This window comes from Alkalicoccus daliensis (assembly GCF_900103955.1).
In the GTDB taxonomy this organism is placed as follows: Bacteria; Bacillota; Bacilli; order Bacillales; family Salisediminibacteriaceae; genus Alkalicoccus; species Alkalicoccus daliensis.
On sequence record NZ_FNIL01000011.1, the window covers coordinates 1 to 17,761 of the forward strand.

The window sequence follows — 17,761 nt, forward strand, 5'->3', positions numbered from 1 at the left end:
ATGGTGGAGGATGACGGGCTCGAACCGCCGACCCCCTGCTTGTAAGGCAGATGCTCTCCCAACTGAGCTAATCCTCCATCTTAATGCAATAAGCTGCGAATCTCTTCATCAATTGTACTCGTTTCCTCTACCTTCTTGCATGAAGATCATGTTTGAAAACTCGGGCGAATATCAACTGCTGTGAAAATTAAGTAATGGTGACCCGTACGGGATTCGAACCCGTGTTACCGCCGTGAAAGGGCGGTGTCTTAACCACTTGACCAACGGGCCTTAATAACTGGCGGAGAAGGAGGGATTTGAACCCTCGCGCCGCTTGCGCGACCTACACCCTTAGCAGGGGCGCCTCTTCAGCCACTTGAGTACTTCTCCAGTATGGCTCCACAGGTAGGATTCGAACCTACGACCGATCGGTTAACAGCCGATAGCTCTACCACTGAGCTACTGTGGAATAGTGCCTCTCTCTAATGAGGACAGATTATATCTTAACATTCTTCAAAATGTTATGTCAATATATTTTTGCATTTCCACTCGCTTTATATGTAGGCGATCGTTGCTCTGCCGTTTCAGCGACTTTATTAATGTATCATATCCCTTGGAAAGCCGTCAACGTTTTTCCTTCATTTTTTTCTGCTGTTTTTTCTAATCTTCCATGACACTTACCGCAGACATACTTTTTCGTATTCATCCTTCTTTTTCTTAAGTATTCATGGCTGCACGTGAGACAACGATAAACATGTATAGTGACAGACTTGTTTCTTACCGCCGGTATAGATTGGCAGTGTCTCGATCCCCCTACCTGTTTGAGCAGCTGTTTGAATTCACGGTCACGGTGCTGGTATCCTCTTCCCTCTATATGAAGGTGATAGTGACAAAGCTCATGTTTAATAATACTGATTACTTCATCTCTGCCGTAATGCTCTAAATGTTTCGGGTTAATTTCTATATTATGAGACTGCAGGGCATACCTGCCTCCGGTTGTCCGCAGTCTTTTGTTAAAAGAAGCTTTATGCTTAAATCTCTTCCTGAAAAAATCCAGGGAAATCTCTTCTGTCAGCCGCTGCAGCTCTTCATTATTCATTCCCTGCCACTCCATCTCTCTTCGGTAATTTGCTTTTATTATCATATCATCTTCCTTTGTGATCTGAAAAGCAATTCCTGATTCTTATTATACACACAAAAACCCGCTGAACTGAATCAGCGGGTTTCCTTTTTATTTCTTTGGTTCGAGCATTGTCAGCGCAATGCGTCCTTTATTTACATCAACATTTTCCACCCATACCGTTACCACATCGCCCACGGATACGATATCCATCGGATGCTTTACAAATTTGCTGGCGAGTTTAGAAATGTGAACGAGACCATCCTGTTTCACACCAATATCTACAAAAGCCCCAAAATCAACTACGTTTCTTACCGTGCCTTCCAGCTCAATCCCCGGACTTAAATCTTCCATAGAAAGAACATCCTGTTTTAACAGCGGCTTTGTTACTTCATCCCGCGGATCTCTTCCAGGCTGCTGGATAGAATCCACAATATCTTTCAGCGTAGGAACCCCAACTTCAAATTCTTCAGCAGCTTCTTCTATAGAAAGTGATTTCACCGATTCTACCGCAGCCTCCGTACCTATATCTTCTGCAGTAAGATTTAAATATTTCAGCAGTTTTTTTGCGGTATCATAGCTTTCCGGGTGAATCGCTGTTCCATCCAGCGGCTCTTCTCCGTTACTTACTCTCAAGAAACCGATACTCTGTTCATAAGTTTTCGCTCCAAGTCTCGGAATCTTTTTCAGCTGTTTTCTGTTCGTAAATACTCCTGCATCTTCCCGGGCCTTCACTACATTTAAAGCTACGGTCTTTGAAAGACCGGATACATACTGAAGTAAAGAGGCCGAAGCAGTATTAACATTTACACCTACGCGGTTTACCACTGTTTCTACTACAAAGGTAAGACTGTCCCCCAGCTTGGACTGTGTGACATCATGCTGGTACTGCCCGACCCCTACAGATTTGGGATCGATTTTCACAAGTTCTGCAAGAGGGTCCTGCAGCCTGCGGGCGATAGAAATTGCGCTCCGCTCTTCTACCTGCAGATCCGGGAATTCCTCTTTTGCAAGCTTGGAAGCAGAATATACACTCGCTCCCGCCTCGTTGACGATTAAATAATAGATCTCTTCCTTAATATCTTTCATTACTTCTGCAATAAACTGCTCTGTTTCCCGGGAAGCTGTTCCATTGCCGATCGCGATCATCGTAACGCCGTATTCCGCTATAACTTCCTTCACCGTTTTGGCAGCCTGCTTCGTTTCGTGCCTTGGCGCTGTTGGATAAATCACTCCTGTATAAAGCCTTTTACCTGTGGCATCCACCACTGCCAGCTTACACCCGGTCCGAAAAGCCGGATCGACGCCCAGTACTACATTCCCTTTTAACGGCGGCTGCAGGAGCAGCTGTTTTAAATTCTGGGAGAAGATTTCAATCGCGTGTGCTTCTGCCGTTTCATTTAATTCTGCGCGAATATCTCTTTCTATTGAAGGGTGGAGCAGACGCTTAAAGCTGTCTTCCAGCGCTGCTGTTAAGTAAGGCTCTGCTACTGTGGGCCGTGAATGAATCACCTGCTTTTCCAGCCAGGCCAGTACCTTCGTTTCCGGTGCTTCAATTTTCACGCGAAGTACCTCTTCACTCTCCCCGCGGTTTACTGCGAGTACGCGGTGCGGAACAATTTTGGATACTTGATCCTCATATTCGTAATACATGGCGAACACTTCTTTTTCATCTTCCGCTTTTGCTTTTTTCTCTGCATGCAGCTTTCCTTCTTTCCAGGTAAGAAAGCGGAGGTGCTTACGAATGTCAGGATCGTCGGAAATATATTCTGCAATAATATCCTGCGCACCTTCTATGGCATCTTCTGCAGCTGCCACTTCTTTTTCTTCATCAATATATTTTGCTGCCTCGTTCTGGACATCTCCCTCTTTTGGACAGCTGTACAGCCACTGGGCCAATGGTTCGAGTCCTTTTTCCTTTGCTTTCGTGGCCCGGGTGCGCCGCTTTTGTTTATACGGACGGTATAAATCTTCTACTTCCTGCAGCTTTACTGCATTTGTAATCGAAGCAGATAATTCCTCTGTCAGCTTTCCCTGTTCTTCTATTAAACGCAGTACTTCTTCTTTTCTTTTATCAAGCGCCTGGGCGTAATTCCAGGAATCGAGAATTGCTCTGATTTGTTCTTCATCCAGTCCGCCTGTCATTTCTTTCCGGTAACGGGCAATAAAAGGAACTGTGTTTCCTTCTTCAGTGAGTTCAATTACTTTCTTTAATTGATTCATTGGCAGGGACACTTCTTTATGTACAATTTTCAACAGTGCTTCATTCATATTCATTCCTCCAAAAAATAAAACTTCCTATTCAGTATAACTGTTTTTCTCCTCATATTAAAAACTGATTTCATTTGCCAGGTCCGCCTGTTCACAAAAAGAGATAGAAAAACAGCCCTGCTTTTATTAGCAGGACTGTCATCTTTACTGCACATTTGCTTTTCCTATCATTACTGTCGCATCATCGTCTACTCCTTTAAACAGATCAGATATTCTGTTCATAATCTCTTCTGGAGTATCATTTGGACAAAATGATTTTTTCGCTAAAGGGTCTACAGGAAATCCATCGGAATACATAGTGAATACCATATCTTTTTCATAGGGCCAGCGCTGGACGCGAAGGTTCTGTCTTCTTCCTGACAAATAACCTCGCTTCGGCACCGGTCGTATCATCCTTCCATCCGGATGATAGAAATTACAGGTGATATTCCCTATATTAATGTATTCACACACCTTATCCTCAAGATGAATACGTAAAATCGACAGCACTATCCCACGCGTTCCCCACATTTTTTCATTGCACCGGTCTACTAATTCAGGAAGCTCCAGATGAGGATTTTCTTCGATCTCACGCATTGCAAGCTTTGACGCGTGCATCGCCTCTTCCCCGCTGCCCAGACCGTCTGCAAGGGCACATGTAACAAAACCGTTCTGATATGAAGCAAAGTAACTGTCCCCCGAGCACCAGTTACCTTGTTTCGCTGTTTGATAGACACTGATATTTGAATCTCCGAGATGCAGATGTTCAAGCATTTAAAAAGCCTCCGTCGGCTCGATTCTTATAGATTCACGCAGTTTCTGAAGTGCTCTGCGCTGCAGGCGGGAGACGTGCATTTGAGATATACCAAGCTTTTCTCCAGTTTCTTTTTGACTCATGTTTTCGAAATAGGTAAGCTGCAGTATCTGTTTTTCTCTCTCAGTTAAAACTGCAAATGCTTTCTGCAGAAGAAGCTGCTGGTCTGTTTTTTCATAGCCGTCTTCATTCTGGCCAACAAGATCCAGCAGTGTCACAGCACTGCCCTCATCATCTGCTTCAATAGACCTGTCGACCGATAAAGCCTGATAGCTTTTCCCCATCTCCATCGTTTCCAGAATTTCTTCTTCGGAAACGCCGAGGTGTTCAGCTATTTCATGTACACTCGGAGAACGCTGTAAGGTAGTAGTTAAATCTTCTACCGCGCCTTTAATTTTAGGACCGAGCTCCTTGATTCGCCGCGGTACGTGTACACTCCACGTCTTATCGCGAATAAACCTTTTTATTTCCCCGACGATGGTTGGAACGGCGAAGGACTCGAAACTCCGTGCGAATGAGGGGTCGAATCTTCTCAGCGCAGCCAGTAAGCCTATCATGCCGACTTGTATTAAATCTTCATCATGTCTTTGTCCACGCGAAAATTTTCTTGCAAGTGCATGCACAAGACTTTCAAATTCCAATACTAGTTCTGTCTGAAGTTCTTCATCGTTTGTCCGTTGAAATTCTGCGATTTTTTCAAGAATTTTCTGCTTAGCTTCACTGGTGTTCTGGTGATTCTTCTGAGGCTGTGTTGACATACGGATCCACCTCATCTCTTTGGAGGAATTTTGTCATGATAATCATTACACCTGATTCCCCGCGAATTTCTACCTCATCCATCAGTGTTTCAATTAAGAAAAGCCCAAGCCCTCCTTCCTTAAGATCCTCAACAGGCTGCTCCTTTGTAATTGGGCCCCGGCCTTTATTTAATTGATCCACGTCTACTGCGCCGCCCTGATCAGCTACAATAAGTTCCATCCGATCTTCATACACGGCAAACGTAATATGCATGCTGTCCTGTTCAGTATCATCCGGATAGGCATGATTTACTACATTCGTACATGCTTCGGCAATCGCAATTTTAATATCTTCAATATCATCATAAGAATAGCCGAGTCTGTTCGCGATACCTGAAACTGTAAGACGGACAACTCCAACATACTCCGGACGCGCAGGCACCTTCATTTCGATCAGTTCAGAAGATTGTGTCATTACGCTTCCTCCCTCTTTGTTGAATCAATGTCGATCACTTCATGCAGGCCAGTGATTTCAAATAGACGTTTCACCCGGGAATTCAATCCGGTTAACGTAAGTGATGTCCCTGATTTTTCACTCGCTTTTAAAGCCCCGATAAAAATACCAAGGCCGGTACTGTCAATATAGTCAACGCCCGACAGATCTACCACAAGCTCTTTATCTTCCTGCTCTGCCAGCGGTGTTAACGTTTCTTTTAATTTTGTAGCTGTATAAACATCTACTTCTCCTGAAACCTGTGCAACATTTTTATTTTCGTGTTCTGATACTTGAATATCTAAATTCATTCCTTACCCTCCTCAAGGCATACGCTATCTTAAATGCTTTACCACAACAGATAGGATTTTAAACCTTTCTTCTTAAAATCATTAATGTAAAGTCATCCCGCAGCTGAAACTCCTGGGCCTTTTCCAGCTGTTCATATATTTCATTTACGATTTCCTGCGAGTCCATATGTAACCGCTCGCGGATCATATCGACGATTTGTTCGCGTTCTATAAATTCTCCGTTCACTCTGCTTTCTGTAACTCCATCAGATAAGAACACGACAAAATCACCTGGATCAAGTTTTAACTTCTGCTCTTCATAACGTACTTTCGGGGAAACTCCGAGGACCAGCCCCTTTGCTTCCAGACTTACAAAAGTATCATCTTTGGCAGTGTAAAAAAACCCAGGTTCATGTCCCGCGCTTGAAAAATAAAAATAATGATCATCAGGATGATAAACTCCGTACATCATCGTAATGAACATATCGTCATCAATATTTCTTTCTACAACCCGGTTTAAGCTTTCCAGCACCACGGATGGCTGCATCTGCTTATCTGTTAGTGTATCCATCGCATACTTGATCATGGACATGGACATAGCTGCAGGTACGCCTTTTCCAATAACGTCCGCTACTGCCACCGCAAAATTTCCACGGTCATCAATATCATAGTGGTAATAGTCCCCGCTCATCTTTCCGGCCGGAACACTGACCACGCCAAAGTCCAAAGCATCTATTTCAATTTTTTTGTTCGGAAGAAGCGTACGCTGCATGTGCGCAGCGACGTTCAACTCTGATTCCAGTTCCTGCTGGCGATCCCGAAGGCTCTGATGTTCCCTGTAAGCAAGTCCATAGCCGATCATAACCTCCAAAAGAAGATCAAAAGAATCCGTGACTTCTTCCGGAAGGTCATCCGCTATGTCCTGGAAGACAGACAGATGCATACTGACTGTTTCCTCCGGAGACATATCCTGCTCCATCATCTGCTTGCTGAACTGCTGTGCATGATAAAGAGCATGCTCACTTTTATCTTCAAGGTAACTGGTTAGCATATCCTTATAAAGCTGATACATCGACACCTTCATATCTTCCAATCGACCGCACCCCCTCTATCGCAGCCATTTGACCGCTGTAATCACAGTCCCCTGCTCTACTTCAGATTCAATGGAAAAGTCATCCATCAGGCGTTTCACCCCTGGAAGGCCTGCTCCTAGACCGCCGGAAGTAGTAAAACCATCTTCCATAACTCTTCTTAAATCTTTAATGCCGGGTCCTTCATCAGACGCAATAATTTTCATGCCCTGTTTCCCGCCGGCTGATACTTCTTCTATTTTTATCTGTCCCTGATTTGCATAGAGATATATGTTTCTTGCAAGCTCTGAAATTGCCGTGGTAATTCTCGCCTGGTCTACAGAACCAAAACCAATTTCCCGAGCTAACTTTCTCCCCGCCTGTCTGGCGGCCACAATACCCCACTCACTGTTTATATCGACATGGGTCTGAACTTGCATATATCAACCCTCCAATTCGAGTTGGAGTCTTTCCAACCCTTGTTCAAGGTCCAATGCAGTTGGCACGTCATCTAGTACTATCCCCATATCAATTAATGTAATCGCTACAGCCGGCTGAATCCCGGTTAATACAACTTTTGCGCCCATTAAATTAGACATATCAACAACATCACCGAGCACTTTCGCTATAAAGGAATCAATCATTTCCACAGATGTTAAATCGATTACTACGCCGCGTGAACCTTCTTCATGTATTTTTCCCAGAACGTCTTCCTGAAACTGAAGAGCAGTCTGATCATCTAAATCCACTTGCACAGATATTAATAAATAATCATGTAATTTTAATATTGGAATCCGCAAAGTTAGCCCTCCTGTATCTCAAGATCAATAATTTCCCGCTTCGTCATCCCAAGCGCAGTTTCAATTCCCTTTTTCAATGTACTTTTTGTCGGGAATTTCCCAAGATCTATTCCCAGATTTACAATTGTCTGAGCTATTTCAGGACGAATACCAACAAGTATACACGTAGCTCCCACCAGCCGCACTGCTTCTGAAGCCTGAATAATGTGGTGGGCAACCATTGTATCAACTACCGGAACACCGGTAATGTCAATTAATACTACCTGCGAGCGGTGTTCGATCACGCCATCCAGCAGGTTTTCCATAATCAGCTTGGCACGTTCTGTATCAATTGTGCCTACAAGCGGCATTACACTGATATTTTCAAAAACAGGAATCAACGGGGCAGAAAGCTCCTTCAACGCCATTTTTTGAAGAAAGACTGTATTTTCCCAGGAACCTGAATATTGGTCCACCAGATGGTTTATAATATTATCCACCCAGCTTTCTATCTCCTGGTAATGAAAAATACCATCCTTCATATCGTTTGAATTCTCTGAGATTGCTTTCACAGAGGCTTTTCTGAATTCCTGAAGTCCGCGGGTAGCAAAGGTAAGCGGCCATCCCATTTGAATTAAACGCTCCACAAACTGGTTGAGATCAGCATCACCAGTATCCTCCTGCTGCAGTGTAACCAGCAGTTTATGTACAAAATCCTGACTAGTACTATCGTACACAGCTCCTGAAATATTCTGCAGGGAATCATCATTACGATACTGCTCTATTTGTTCCAGCCATGAGGTAATAATCTGATCCTGATACTGGAGAACTTCTTCTCTCACTTTCAAATTCATCTTGTATGTTCCTCCACTCTTTACGACAAAGTTATATAACCATTATTCCACTGATTTACTGCTTTTGCAAACGTTGCGAACAGGAAATGAACTATTTTTACACGTTTTAAATCGAAAAGAAATCTATTCCACCTTTATTCATGAGGAATCTCTTAAATTATGAGAACTGAGATATTTTTTTGCGCCAGCACACAATAATAGTACTATTCTCAAAAAGTTCAGCTGAAGAAAGCTACGTTCGAATTTCCTATAGGATAAATATCAAAGTTTTTCAGGGGAATTCCGATGTATTCGAAAATATTATGCGACGCCCGCTTTATATTTATTTCCAGCCTGCCGCACTTGCGCTGCGGGATCTTTTAATACCCATTCATATATAAGAGTTTACCAGCCAGTCGTCATGTTTCTGCACAAAAAAAAAGAAGAGATCGAACATTATATGTTCAATCTCCTCTTCTCAAGATGATATTTAAAAGTCAATAAGGCCTATGCTGATGTTCAACGCTTCATTCACTTTTAACATCATGTCTTCATCCAACTGCGTAATTTTATCAGTCAGACGCTGTTTGTCGATGGTTCTGATTTGTTCAAGAAGTATAACTGAGTCCCGATCAAATCCATACTTTTTCGCATCAATTTCTACATGCGTCGGAAGTTTGGCCTTCTGGATCTGTGCGGTTATCGCAGCAACGATCACGGTTGGGCTGAAACGGTTTCCTATATCATTTTGTACAATGAGTACCGGTCTTACTCCGCCTTGCTCGGATCCGACTACGGGAGATAAATCCGCGAAATACACGTCACCACGTTTCACAATCAACTCTGCTACACCCCGCTAACTAGGCGATCCAGCGTGCTTTCAGCCTCCTCTTCAGCTAAAAAGGACTCCGTTGCAATATTAAGGTTGATTTTTGCCATTTCCATATAACCCTGCTGCATCGTTTCACGAATGTGAATCTTCTTTTGTTCCTGCACATATTGCTTTGCCGCTTTTTGAATTACATCACTTCGTTCCAAGCAATCCCCTCCAGTTAAAGCATCCAGTTCTTGTACAAGCTGTGCTGGTAAGCTTATCGTAATGTCTTTGCTCGCTTCGTTCGACACTAAAACACCCCCATGCAGCAAACTCTCTTATTTATATCCACAATAATCATAACACTTGACTTTTCGTAATGCAAAACCGTTTTAACGAATTTTCTAAATTTCTTGGGAATATTCTTAAAATTATGCAAGGACATGTGCCCGAGGCAGTTGTTTATATACTTTTTAAAATAAAGTGAGCGATTTCCCCGCCAAACCGATGCTCCCTGGCTCCACCGTCTTTTCTCTCCGCTGCGCGCAGCAGTGTTTATAGTCTTTCTTCAATAATTACCTGGGCACAGGCATATTCCCGGCTGTGCGAGATCGATACATGCACCAGCTCCTCTTTTCCGGATACGCTTAATTCCGGTTTCCCTGCTTCATTGTTAAAAATTTCTATATCCAAAAAAGCAAGTTCTTTCCCTATGCCGGTGCCGGCAGCTTTTGCATATGCTTCTTTTGCTGCAAAACGCCCTCCTAAAAATTCTGTTTTTCTTTGTCCCTGAAGCCGCTGGAATGTCTCTTTTTCTGCAGGCGTCAATATTCTTGAAGAAAGCCTTTCTGCAATTCGTTCAATTCTTTTTAATTCCACGATATCTATTCCAATCCCTCTAATCATGCGCTCTGTCCCCCAGTCTTTCCCTCATGCTTTTTCCAGCTGCTTTATGCTAAAATTATAAATAATCTGTTATGAATACTCGCTGTGAACTTTTTGAAAGCAGTTCGAAAATGATAACTTTCTTCGGGCTGCAGTTATAATTTTTCATTTTAACATAATTGGTATCAGCTTGGTTCAGCTATTCTTGTGAAGGCGGGATGACATGTTTCTTAGAAATGAAAGTTTTGATGAGTATATACGACTATACAAAGTTGTAACTGCACTGATTGCGATAAATCTGTTTTTCTATCTTTGGACAGATATTTTTACTTTTCTCGGCGGCCGGGAAATTCAGCTTCTCGGGGTAGGAAATAACTTAGCAATTGCCGCAGGTGACTGGTGGCGCCTAATTACCCCCATTTTCCTGCATGGAGGACTGGCACACGTCGCATTCAACTCTTTTGCTCTGTTTCTTTTCGGTCCTGCACTGGAAAAAATGCTTGGCAAAGGGAAATTCCTGATGATATATCTCGGTACAGGGGTTCTTGCAAATATTGTTTTTTACGTGCTCGGCGATCCTCGTGTTATTCATCTGGGAGCTTCCGGGGCAGTATTCGGTCTTTTCGGAGTATATGTATACATGGTACTTGTGCGTAAGGACTTAATTTCAAATATGAATTCCCAGCTGATTATGGTAATTGTTATCATCGGGGTCGTCATGACGTTTATTAACCCCGGCGTAAATATTATTGCCCATATCTTCGGGCTCGCGGCCGGAGCAGTACTCGCTCCTTTATTTCTCGCGAAAGTACGCTATGAAGATCAGTTTCAGTCCAGAAGAGTGCATGATCCGGATGAAATAGGTTTTGATCCGGACCGCTGGCGCAAAAAAGAAAACCGGAAAAAGAAAATCTGGTTCTATCTGGCCTGCGGACTGCTGGCAATGGTCACCTTCTTCTTTCTCGTTGATTTCTTTTTACTTCCGTAAAACAAGCCCGCTGCATTGCGCAGCGGGCTTGTTTTAATATCTTTTCAGCAGGTAATGGAGCGGAATAATAGATACGAGTACAATCAGCAGTGCTCCCGGCGCTGCCTGATGGTAAATTGCTTCACTCGCATTATAGTAAACGCGTACAGCAAGCGTATCAAATCCAGGCGGCCGCAGCATCAAAGTCGCGGGCAGCTCCTTAATAGAACTTACGAATACCAACGCCCCGCCGGCAAGCACCCCCGGCAGGATGGAAGGCAGCGTTACTTTCAGCATTACTTTCCAGGCTGGATACCCGAGGCTGCGCGCCGCTTCGTCCATCCGTGGAGAAACGAGACTCAAGGAAGCTTCTCCCGCCTGCATTGCCTGCGGCAGGAAGCGTACCACAAAAGCGATAGCAATCATGTAAAAAGTGTTGTAGAGAACAGGAATATGATTATTAAAAATAAATACCATTCCTAATGCTACAATCACCCCGGGAAGCGCATAACCAGTATAGCTCAGCTTATCAATCCCTGAAGAAATGAATGACGGATGCCTTGATTTCAAATAAATTAACGGAAGTGCAAGCAGCATACAGAGCACCGCTGCAATGCCGGAAACTTTTACACTGTTCCATGCATATTCAAAGAAACTCGCGTCAATCGCTCCAGCTTCTGCCCCTACTACCGTCCAGTAAACAAGTACAAATATCGGAAGTACGACAGCCATTGTAAATACGGAAATAACGTAAATCAGGGCCAGCGGCTTCCATCTGCCCAGTTTTAATATTTCCGGCGGACGAAATGTATTCGACGTCTGATAAAATTTGTTTTTTCTTCTGGAATAAGATTCTATCCATAGAATTATCACAGTCAGCACAATTAATACAAGACTCAGTACAGAGGCAGACGGAATATCAAACCCTGCCCGCTGATAATAGATAGCAGCGGTAAAGGTTACATAGCGCATCATCGCAATCGCCCCGAAATCTGAAAGTACATAAAGAGAAATAAGGATGGCACCTGCCCCGATTGCCGGCCGCAGCAGCGGCAGATTCACCTTCCAGAATATTTGAGAAGTTGTCATTCCCTGCGAGCGGGCTACCTCTTCGTAGTTACGGTTCATTTTTCGAAGCGAAGCACTGGCGATAAGAAATACATATGGGTATGTAAACATCGTCATAACGAAAAACACACCCCAGAAAGAGTAAATCTGTATAGGATAGTCTCCGAATACGTTTAGTACCCCTCCATTCCACAAGTCTCTCATCCAGCCGCTTGGCCCGAATACGATAATGTATGTAACCGCTCCAACGTACGGAGGAATGACCAAAGGAATAGCAAGCAGCCACTGCCATACTTTTCGCCCTGGTATATCTGTGCGGATTACAAGCCAGGCCAGGGATACTCCAATTACTATGGCAAAAGCAGTCACGGCGAAAGTTAAGGACAAAGTGTTCCACATCAGCCCGGGGATCCGGTCTCCAATCAGCCGTGCCCAGCTGTCCCTGCCTGCTGCTAAAGATCTGATAATTACATACACCAGCGGCACAGACATAAGTATCCCCGTGATCAGCCCGATCGTAAGCAGCACCATTCCCGGCGGATTTCCGTTCCAAATGCTGCGCCAGCGTTTCTGCAGAAACTGGAAGTTCCCCTCCTGTGTTCTATGATTTTTTTCCTCTTCTTTCTTTCTGGACATACAAATTCTCCTGACATTCAGCGAAGTAATTCTTCCTCTCTCATTCAACCATAATTGAAAAAAAGATACCACACAAATAATGCGTTTTCACTTACAGAAATTACGAGGACACTGCCTCCATTACTTTTACTGCAAAAAAAAGCCCACCAGTCCGGTCAGTAATACTTCAACAGCAAGACCGCAGTCTCACTGTTTGAAATATCCTGGCAGCTGGTGGGTTTTGAAATTTTATTTAACGAAGTTCAAGATCAAGACCTGCATCTTCAATAAGCTGGCGGGTATCTTCAAAATAGTTGCCCAGTTCTCTTAACGGCATATCCTGTACCTGAAGCTCACTGAATGGAACTGCTTCCTCAAAAGGAGGATCTAGCTCAGGATTAATAGGCACTTCCAGCGATTCGCCGACAAATTCCAGCTGGTTCTCTTCTTCAAGCACCCAGTCAAGAAATGCCTGTGCATTTTCAGGGTTTGGGCCATCTGCAACAAGACCTACACCTGCTGCGTTTGCGATCGCTCCCATTTCTCCTTCTCCCTGGTCTGCGTAAACAAACCCTACATTGTTATCACTTGGCTCTTCCAGCTGCTGGTGATAGTAATAGTTGTTTACAAGGCCGAAAGCATGGGTACCTTCTCCGACAGCGCGGCGGATATCTCCGTGTCCTTCATAAATTCCTGCTGCGTTTTCCTGGATCGAATTAATCCATTCTTCCGTCCGCTCATCTCCCCATTCGTGACGAAGCGCGGACACGTTTCCGATCATGCCGCCGTTACCGCCGCGGGTAATTGCATAGCCGTTTTCCACTTCTGCATAAGAATCATCGAGCAGATCTTCCATACGTGAAGGTACCTCTTCTTCTTCAATCATATCCTTGTTATAAATAAATCCTCTGGCACGCGTAGAGAGGGCGAACCATTCGTTGTTATCCGCGCGGAACTGCTCATCAATCGTTTCAATATTTTCCGGATCGCTCTCTTCCAGAAGTCCTTCCTGGTTTAAGTATTCGAGTCCGCCGATATCGTTGGAAATAAAGATATCTGCCTGCACATTTCCAGCTTCTTCCTGAATCTGGAGCGGTTCAGCTTCATGTAATGCTCTGACCTCAACTCCTGTATCTTCTTCAAACTTATCTAAAAGTGCATCCGTAAAAATTTCATTTCTAGAAGAGTAAACAATTAATTCACCGTCAAGTTCTGTTTCTGATGCGGTTTCTTCTCCTGCTTCGTTTTCAGCTTCATTGGTCTCTTCTGCTTCATTTTCATTTGTCTCGTTTGTTTCGTTTTCTATATTTGATTCATTGTTCGTATTTTCTGCAGCATTATTCGTGTTGCCTGCCGCATTCTCATTTGCTTCTGTATTGTTACCTTCGTTATTGCCACACGCTGCAAGTAATACTGCAGTTAAAACAGATGCTGTTAAAATTTTACGATTTACTTTCACTTGTTATGCCACTCCCTATTGTTTATGTATAGTTAATTGAAAATGATTATCAATCTCAACAATACTCAGTTTAATTTATCAGAAATCTTTTGTCAATGCTTTTTGTAAGTAATTATTACTACTGCTGTGAAAATAAAATTCTTTTCTAAGCAGAAAAATTCCTATTGTTTTCCTGCGGCAGGGCTTGCCTTCGACTACTTCGAACGAAGCACCGCTTCCTGTAAACGCCGTGTATTTATAAAGGAATAATTTTCGTATTTTTGACATTGTTTGTATGGGTGCCTGGTTCGCGCAGAAAACTATTTCTTAGTTATTCGAATACACCTAAAAAAAGCCCTGCTGCCGAAGTTACGGCAGAGGAGCTTTTTCATCAATTCTTACTCAACAAGCGCTACAAGTTCCGGTTTAATATCAAAGGAAACGATCGATCCTATTTCCACATCCTGCTCTACCGGAGCATAAATCATCATCGGAGCTTTGGAAAGGCCTGGTTCGTTATGCAGGCGGACATGCAGTTCCTGGTATTCTCCTCCGTAAGTGACTCTGTCCACTACGCCGCAGAATGCACCTTTCTCTGAAAGCATGCAGCCTTCCGGGCGAATAGAAAGTGTGACGCTTTCCAGACGTTCCTTTGATTCTTCCGGAAGCATTACTTTCCCAATATGTGTATGAATATTGCGAAGGTCATTGTCCATTTTTCCAGTAAGAATATTTGTTTTTCCCACAAACTGCGCTACGAAACAATTTTTCGGACAGCGGTACATTTCTTTTGGTGCAGCTATCTGTTGAATTACTCCTTCATTCATTACGACAACACGGTCAGAAACTGCAAACGCATCTTTTTGGTCGTGGGTAACAATAATTGCAGTAGTATTTGCACGGCGGAGGATGTTCGTAACATCAAAGCGCATTTTTTCACGCAGTCCTGCGTCCAGATTACTGAACGGCTCATCCATCAGTACTACATGCGGCTTCGGAGCCAGTGCTCTGGCAAGTGCCACCCGCTGCTGCTGGCCGCCGGAAAGCTGTGTAGGATAACGATCTCCATACTCCTCCAGGCCTACCAGCTCAAGTACTTCTTTCACTCTCGCTTTTTTTTCACGGGTTTTCCATTTATTCAGTCCGAACATTACATTTTTTTGTATTGTCATATGTGGAAATAAAGCGTAATCCTGGAATACCATTCCGATCCCCCGTTTTTCAGGCGGGAGTATACGCGATTCGTTCACAATAGTTGCTCCATCTATATGGATACTTCCGGAAGAAGGATTTTCAAATCCGGCAATCATACGAAGTGTCGTAGTTTTTCCACAGCCGCTCGGCCCAAGAAGAGAAATAATTTCTCCTTCTTTTATTTTTAAGCTCAGCTTATCTACAGCCGGCCTGCCCGAACCTGTAAAAGCTTTCGTGATGTTTTCCAGTTGAATGAAACTCATGACTATTCCCCTCCGTACATTATCGGTTCCGATTTTCAAAGCACATCTCGTCAGCAGTACTGCTTCATCATTCACTTCCTGAATGAGAGCTTATTTAGAATAATTCGAATCTAGTTGAGAATGATTTTCATTTCTATTGAGTATAGCACAGCCGGAATTGCCAGGTCAACGCGGTGCCTGCTGTTTTAATAGAGATAATGTTATTGTCACTGAATGTTCACGCACATACTTGAAAAAGCTGGAAGACGGAGGAGCTCCGCTGCCAGCTTTCAGTAGTTACAATAGCTTTTCTCCGAACAAAGAACCTATTAAAGCCACTGCTGCTTCTGCCGTCTGGTTTTTATTATCCAGAATCGGATTTACTTCCACAAATTCTGCCGAAGTAATAATATTGCTTTCTGCTAAGATTTCCATTGCCAGATGTGTTTCCCGGTAGGAAGGACCACCCATTACAGGCGTTCCCACACCAGGCGCATCGTTAGGGTCAAGTGCATCGAGATCGAGGCTCAAGTGAACGCCGTCTGTCCCATTGGATACATGCTCCACCGCCTCTTCCATTACACGTGACATTCCTAAGCGATCGACTTCATGCATCGTATACACCCGGATACCCTTTTCCTTAATTAATTTACGCTCTCCTTCATCTAAAGAACGAGCTCCGATAATTACTACATTTTCAGGCTTTACTTTCGGGCTGTAGCCGCCGATATTTTTTAATGCCTCATGACCGATTCCCATACTAGCTGAGAGGGGCATCCCATGGATATTTCCTGATGGTGAAGTTTCCCCTGTATTTAAATCACCATGGGCATCGTACCAGATTACTCCCAGATTTTCTTTATCTTTTGCTACACCTGCAAGCGATCCCAGCGCAATGCTGTGGTCTCCTCCGAGAATTAGAGGGAAAGACCCTTCTGAGATTACGTCTATCACTTCGTCTGCAAGCATTTCATTCGCATTCACTACTACATCCAGGTCTTTGAGATTTTCTTCATTTTTAATATCATATTTTGACGGGCGCCCAATTTGTATATCTCCCCGGTCTTCCACCTCATGTCCAAGGTTTTCCAGGCGTTCTACCACACCCGCATAGCGGATCACACTAGGACCCATATCTACTCCGCGCCGCATCTGTCCCAAGTCCATCGGCACTCCAATTATCGTAACTTTCTTATTCACACTGTCACTTCCCATCTGCTGCTGATTATTTAAAATTTTGTTATTTATTTGTCAGGACACCGCGCACCGCAAAGGTAATATTCTGCGGGCGTTCTGCAAGACGGCGCATAAAGTAGCCGTACCAGTCATTTCCAAATGGCACATATACGCGCATTTTAAATCCTTCTGCAGCTATTTCTTCCTGCAGCTCCGAACGGAACCCATAAAGCATCTGAAATTCAAACTGGTCTTTGGAAATTCCGTTTTCTTCCGCAAACTTTTTCACTTCGGCAATAATTTTATGGTCGTGCGTAGCTACAGCCGCATAGCTGCCGTTGCGCATGTGTCTTTTAATAATATTTATATAATTGTTGTCAATTTCCTTCTGATCTTTAAACGCAACTTCCGGAGATTCATTATAAGCACCTTTCATCAGCCGGATGTTCATGCCTTTAAGCGCTTCCACATCCTGTTCTGAACGAAATAAGTAAGCCTGAATTGCCGGTCCTACGTTATCATGTGTTTTTCTGAGTTCTTCCAGCACTTCAAAGGTTGCTTCAATGTGAGAGTAATCTTCCATATCAATACGAACAAAATTATTATATTTTTTCGCAGTATCCAGGATTGCTCTCATATTTGAAATGCAGAGTTCTTTATCTATATCAAGCCCGAGCTGTGTCAGCTTGAGAGAAAGATTGCAGTCTACCCCGCTCTCTTCCATTCCTTCAAGTGTGCGAATACAATAATCCGCAGCATCCATTGCTTCTTCTTTATTATAAACAAATTCACCTAAGTGATCGACGGTTACTTTCAGTCCTTTTTCATTTAATTCTTTTGCCGTCTGCATTGCTTCTTCAATCGTTTCACCAGCGATTACTGATTTCGCACCGAATTTCGGCCCCCATTTACGGGCTTTATCTTTCATAAAATCATTTTTGGCCAGGAACAAGAAAAAATCTCTTGTAATCATACGCTTCCATCCCCTTTCGAATTC

19 protein-coding genes and 4 tRNA genes are annotated in these 17,761 nt (G+C 43.5%); 1 reads left to right on the plus strand and 22 read right to left on the minus strand.

From position 1 onward, the window contains the following. Nucleotide 1: 1 nt before the first annotated feature. The 17 genes from BLP92_RS14220 to acpS form a co-directional block, all read right to left on the minus strand. A tRNA-Val gene (locus BLP92_RS14220) sits at nt 2-77 on the minus strand. A 118-nt stretch (nt 78-195) separates the two neighbouring features. Then, a tRNA-Glu gene (locus tag BLP92_RS14225) sits at nt 196-270 on the minus strand. An 8-nt stretch (nt 271-278) separates the two neighbouring features. Beyond that, nucleotides 279-369: transfer RNA gene (locus BLP92_RS14230), tRNA-Ser, on the minus strand. A 4-nt stretch (nt 370-373) separates the two neighbouring features. Further along, nucleotides 374-448, minus strand: a tRNA-Asn gene (locus tag BLP92_RS14235). A gap of 135 nt (nt 449-583) precedes the next feature. After that, the gene (locus BLP92_RS14240) at nt 584-1,078 is read right to left on the minus strand and encodes a SprT family protein (protein WP_090843718.1); all 495 of its coding nucleotides are present in this window, start codon (nt 1,076-1,078) and stop codon (nt 584-586) included. Between the two features lie 132 nt (nt 1,079-1,210). Next, nucleotides 1,211-3,370, minus strand: a complete 2,160-nt coding sequence (locus tag BLP92_RS14245; protein WP_175444313.1) for a Tex family protein — start codon at nt 3,368-3,370, stop codon at nt 1,211-1,213. Nucleotides 3,371-3,514: 144 nt separating this feature from the next. Next, entirely contained in the window at nt 3,515-4,123 is a 609-nt protein-coding gene (locus BLP92_RS14250; RefSeq protein WP_090843623.1) for a SpoIIE family protein phosphatase, read from the minus strand. Next, nucleotides 4,124-4,921 (minus strand): RNA polymerase sigma factor SigB, encoded by a 798-nt coding sequence (gene sigB, locus BLP92_RS14255; protein ID WP_090843624.1) that lies wholly within the window; start codon nt 4,919-4,921, stop codon nt 4,124-4,126. It abuts the gene before it with no gap. Next, nucleotides 4,881-5,375, minus strand: a complete 495-nt coding sequence (gene rsbW, locus BLP92_RS14260; protein WP_090843625.1) for an anti-sigma B factor RsbW — start codon at nt 5,373-5,375, stop codon at nt 4,881-4,883. Before rsbW ends, sigB begins: the two co-directional genes overlap by 41 nt. Continuing rightward, nucleotides 5,375-5,704 carry an STAS domain-containing protein gene (locus BLP92_RS14265; protein WP_090843626.1) on the minus strand — a complete coding sequence of 110 codons (330 nt, stop codon included), beginning with the start codon at nt 5,702-5,704 and terminating at the stop codon, nt 5,375-5,377. Before BLP92_RS14265 ends, rsbW begins: the two co-directional genes overlap by 1 nt. Before the next feature lie 58 nt (nt 5,705-5,762). Next, nucleotides 5,763-6,776 (minus strand): PP2C family protein-serine/threonine phosphatase, encoded by a 1,014-nt coding sequence (locus BLP92_RS14270; protein WP_090843627.1) that lies wholly within the window; start codon nt 6,774-6,776, stop codon nt 5,763-5,765. A 15-nt stretch (nt 6,777-6,791) separates the two neighbouring features. Then, entirely contained in the window at nt 6,792-7,193 is a 402-nt protein-coding gene (locus tag BLP92_RS14275; RefSeq protein WP_090843628.1) for an anti-sigma regulatory factor, read from the minus strand. A gap of 3 nt (nt 7,194-7,196) precedes the next feature. Beyond that, entirely contained in the window at nt 7,197-7,553 is a 357-nt protein-coding gene (locus BLP92_RS14280; protein ID WP_090843629.1) for an STAS domain-containing protein, read from the minus strand. A gap of 2 nt (nt 7,554-7,555) precedes the next feature. Then, nucleotides 7,556-8,386, minus strand: coding sequence for an STAS domain-containing protein (locus BLP92_RS14285; RefSeq protein ID WP_090843630.1), 831 nt, complete (start codon nt 8,384-8,386; stop codon nt 7,556-7,558). A gap of 469 nt (nt 8,387-8,855) precedes the next feature. Continuing rightward, entirely contained in the window at nt 8,856-9,206 is a 351-nt protein-coding gene (locus BLP92_RS14290; RefSeq protein ID WP_090843631.1) for a type II toxin-antitoxin system PemK/MazF family toxin, read from the minus strand. A 5-nt stretch (nt 9,207-9,211) separates the two neighbouring features. Beyond that, nucleotides 9,212-9,490 (minus strand): antitoxin, encoded by a 279-nt coding sequence (locus BLP92_RS14295; RefSeq protein ID WP_090843632.1) that lies wholly within the window; start codon nt 9,488-9,490, stop codon nt 9,212-9,214. A 244-nt stretch (nt 9,491-9,734) separates the two neighbouring features. Continuing rightward, nucleotides 9,735-10,085 (minus strand): holo-ACP synthase, encoded by a 351-nt coding sequence (gene acpS / locus BLP92_RS14300; protein WP_090843633.1) that lies wholly within the window; start codon nt 10,083-10,085, stop codon nt 9,735-9,737. Between the two features lie 202 nt (nt 10,086-10,287). On the opposite strand from acpS, the gene BLP92_RS14305 reads away from it, so the two are divergent. Beyond that, nucleotides 10,288-11,052, plus strand: a complete 765-nt coding sequence (locus tag BLP92_RS14305) for a rhomboid family intramembrane serine protease (RefSeq protein ID WP_090843634.1) — start codon at nt 10,288-10,290, stop codon at nt 11,050-11,052. A gap of 33 nt (nt 11,053-11,085) precedes the next feature. Here BLP92_RS14305 and BLP92_RS14310 read toward each other — a convergent pair whose 3' ends face one another. From BLP92_RS14310 to BLP92_RS14330, 5 genes are all read right to left on the minus strand, one after another. Beyond that, nucleotides 11,086-12,735, minus strand: a complete 1,650-nt coding sequence (locus tag BLP92_RS14310; protein ID WP_090843635.1) for an ABC transporter permease — start codon at nt 12,733-12,735, stop codon at nt 11,086-11,088. Between the two features lie 232 nt (nt 12,736-12,967). Then, complete coding sequence (locus BLP92_RS14315) at nt 12,968-14,173, minus strand: extracellular solute-binding protein (RefSeq protein WP_244516863.1); 1,206 nt, start codon at nt 14,171-14,173, stop codon at nt 12,968-12,970. A 377-nt stretch (nt 14,174-14,550) separates the two neighbouring features. Then, a complete protein-coding gene (locus BLP92_RS14320) occupies nt 14,551-15,609 on the minus strand; it encodes an ABC transporter ATP-binding protein (protein ID WP_090843636.1) in 1,059 nt (352 codons plus the stop codon). Nucleotides 15,610-15,885: 276 nt separating this feature from the next. Beyond that, nucleotides 15,886-16,755: an arginase gene (gene rocF / locus BLP92_RS14325; RefSeq protein ID WP_244516873.1), complete on the minus strand. Its 870-nt coding sequence runs from the start codon at nt 16,753-16,755 to the stop codon at nt 15,886-15,888. A gap of 73 nt (nt 16,756-16,828) precedes the next feature. Beyond that, nucleotides 16,829-17,737, minus strand: a complete 909-nt coding sequence (locus tag BLP92_RS14330) for a proline dehydrogenase family protein (protein WP_090843638.1) — start codon at nt 17,735-17,737, stop codon at nt 16,829-16,831. Between the last annotated feature and the right edge of the window lie 24 nt (nt 17,738-17,761).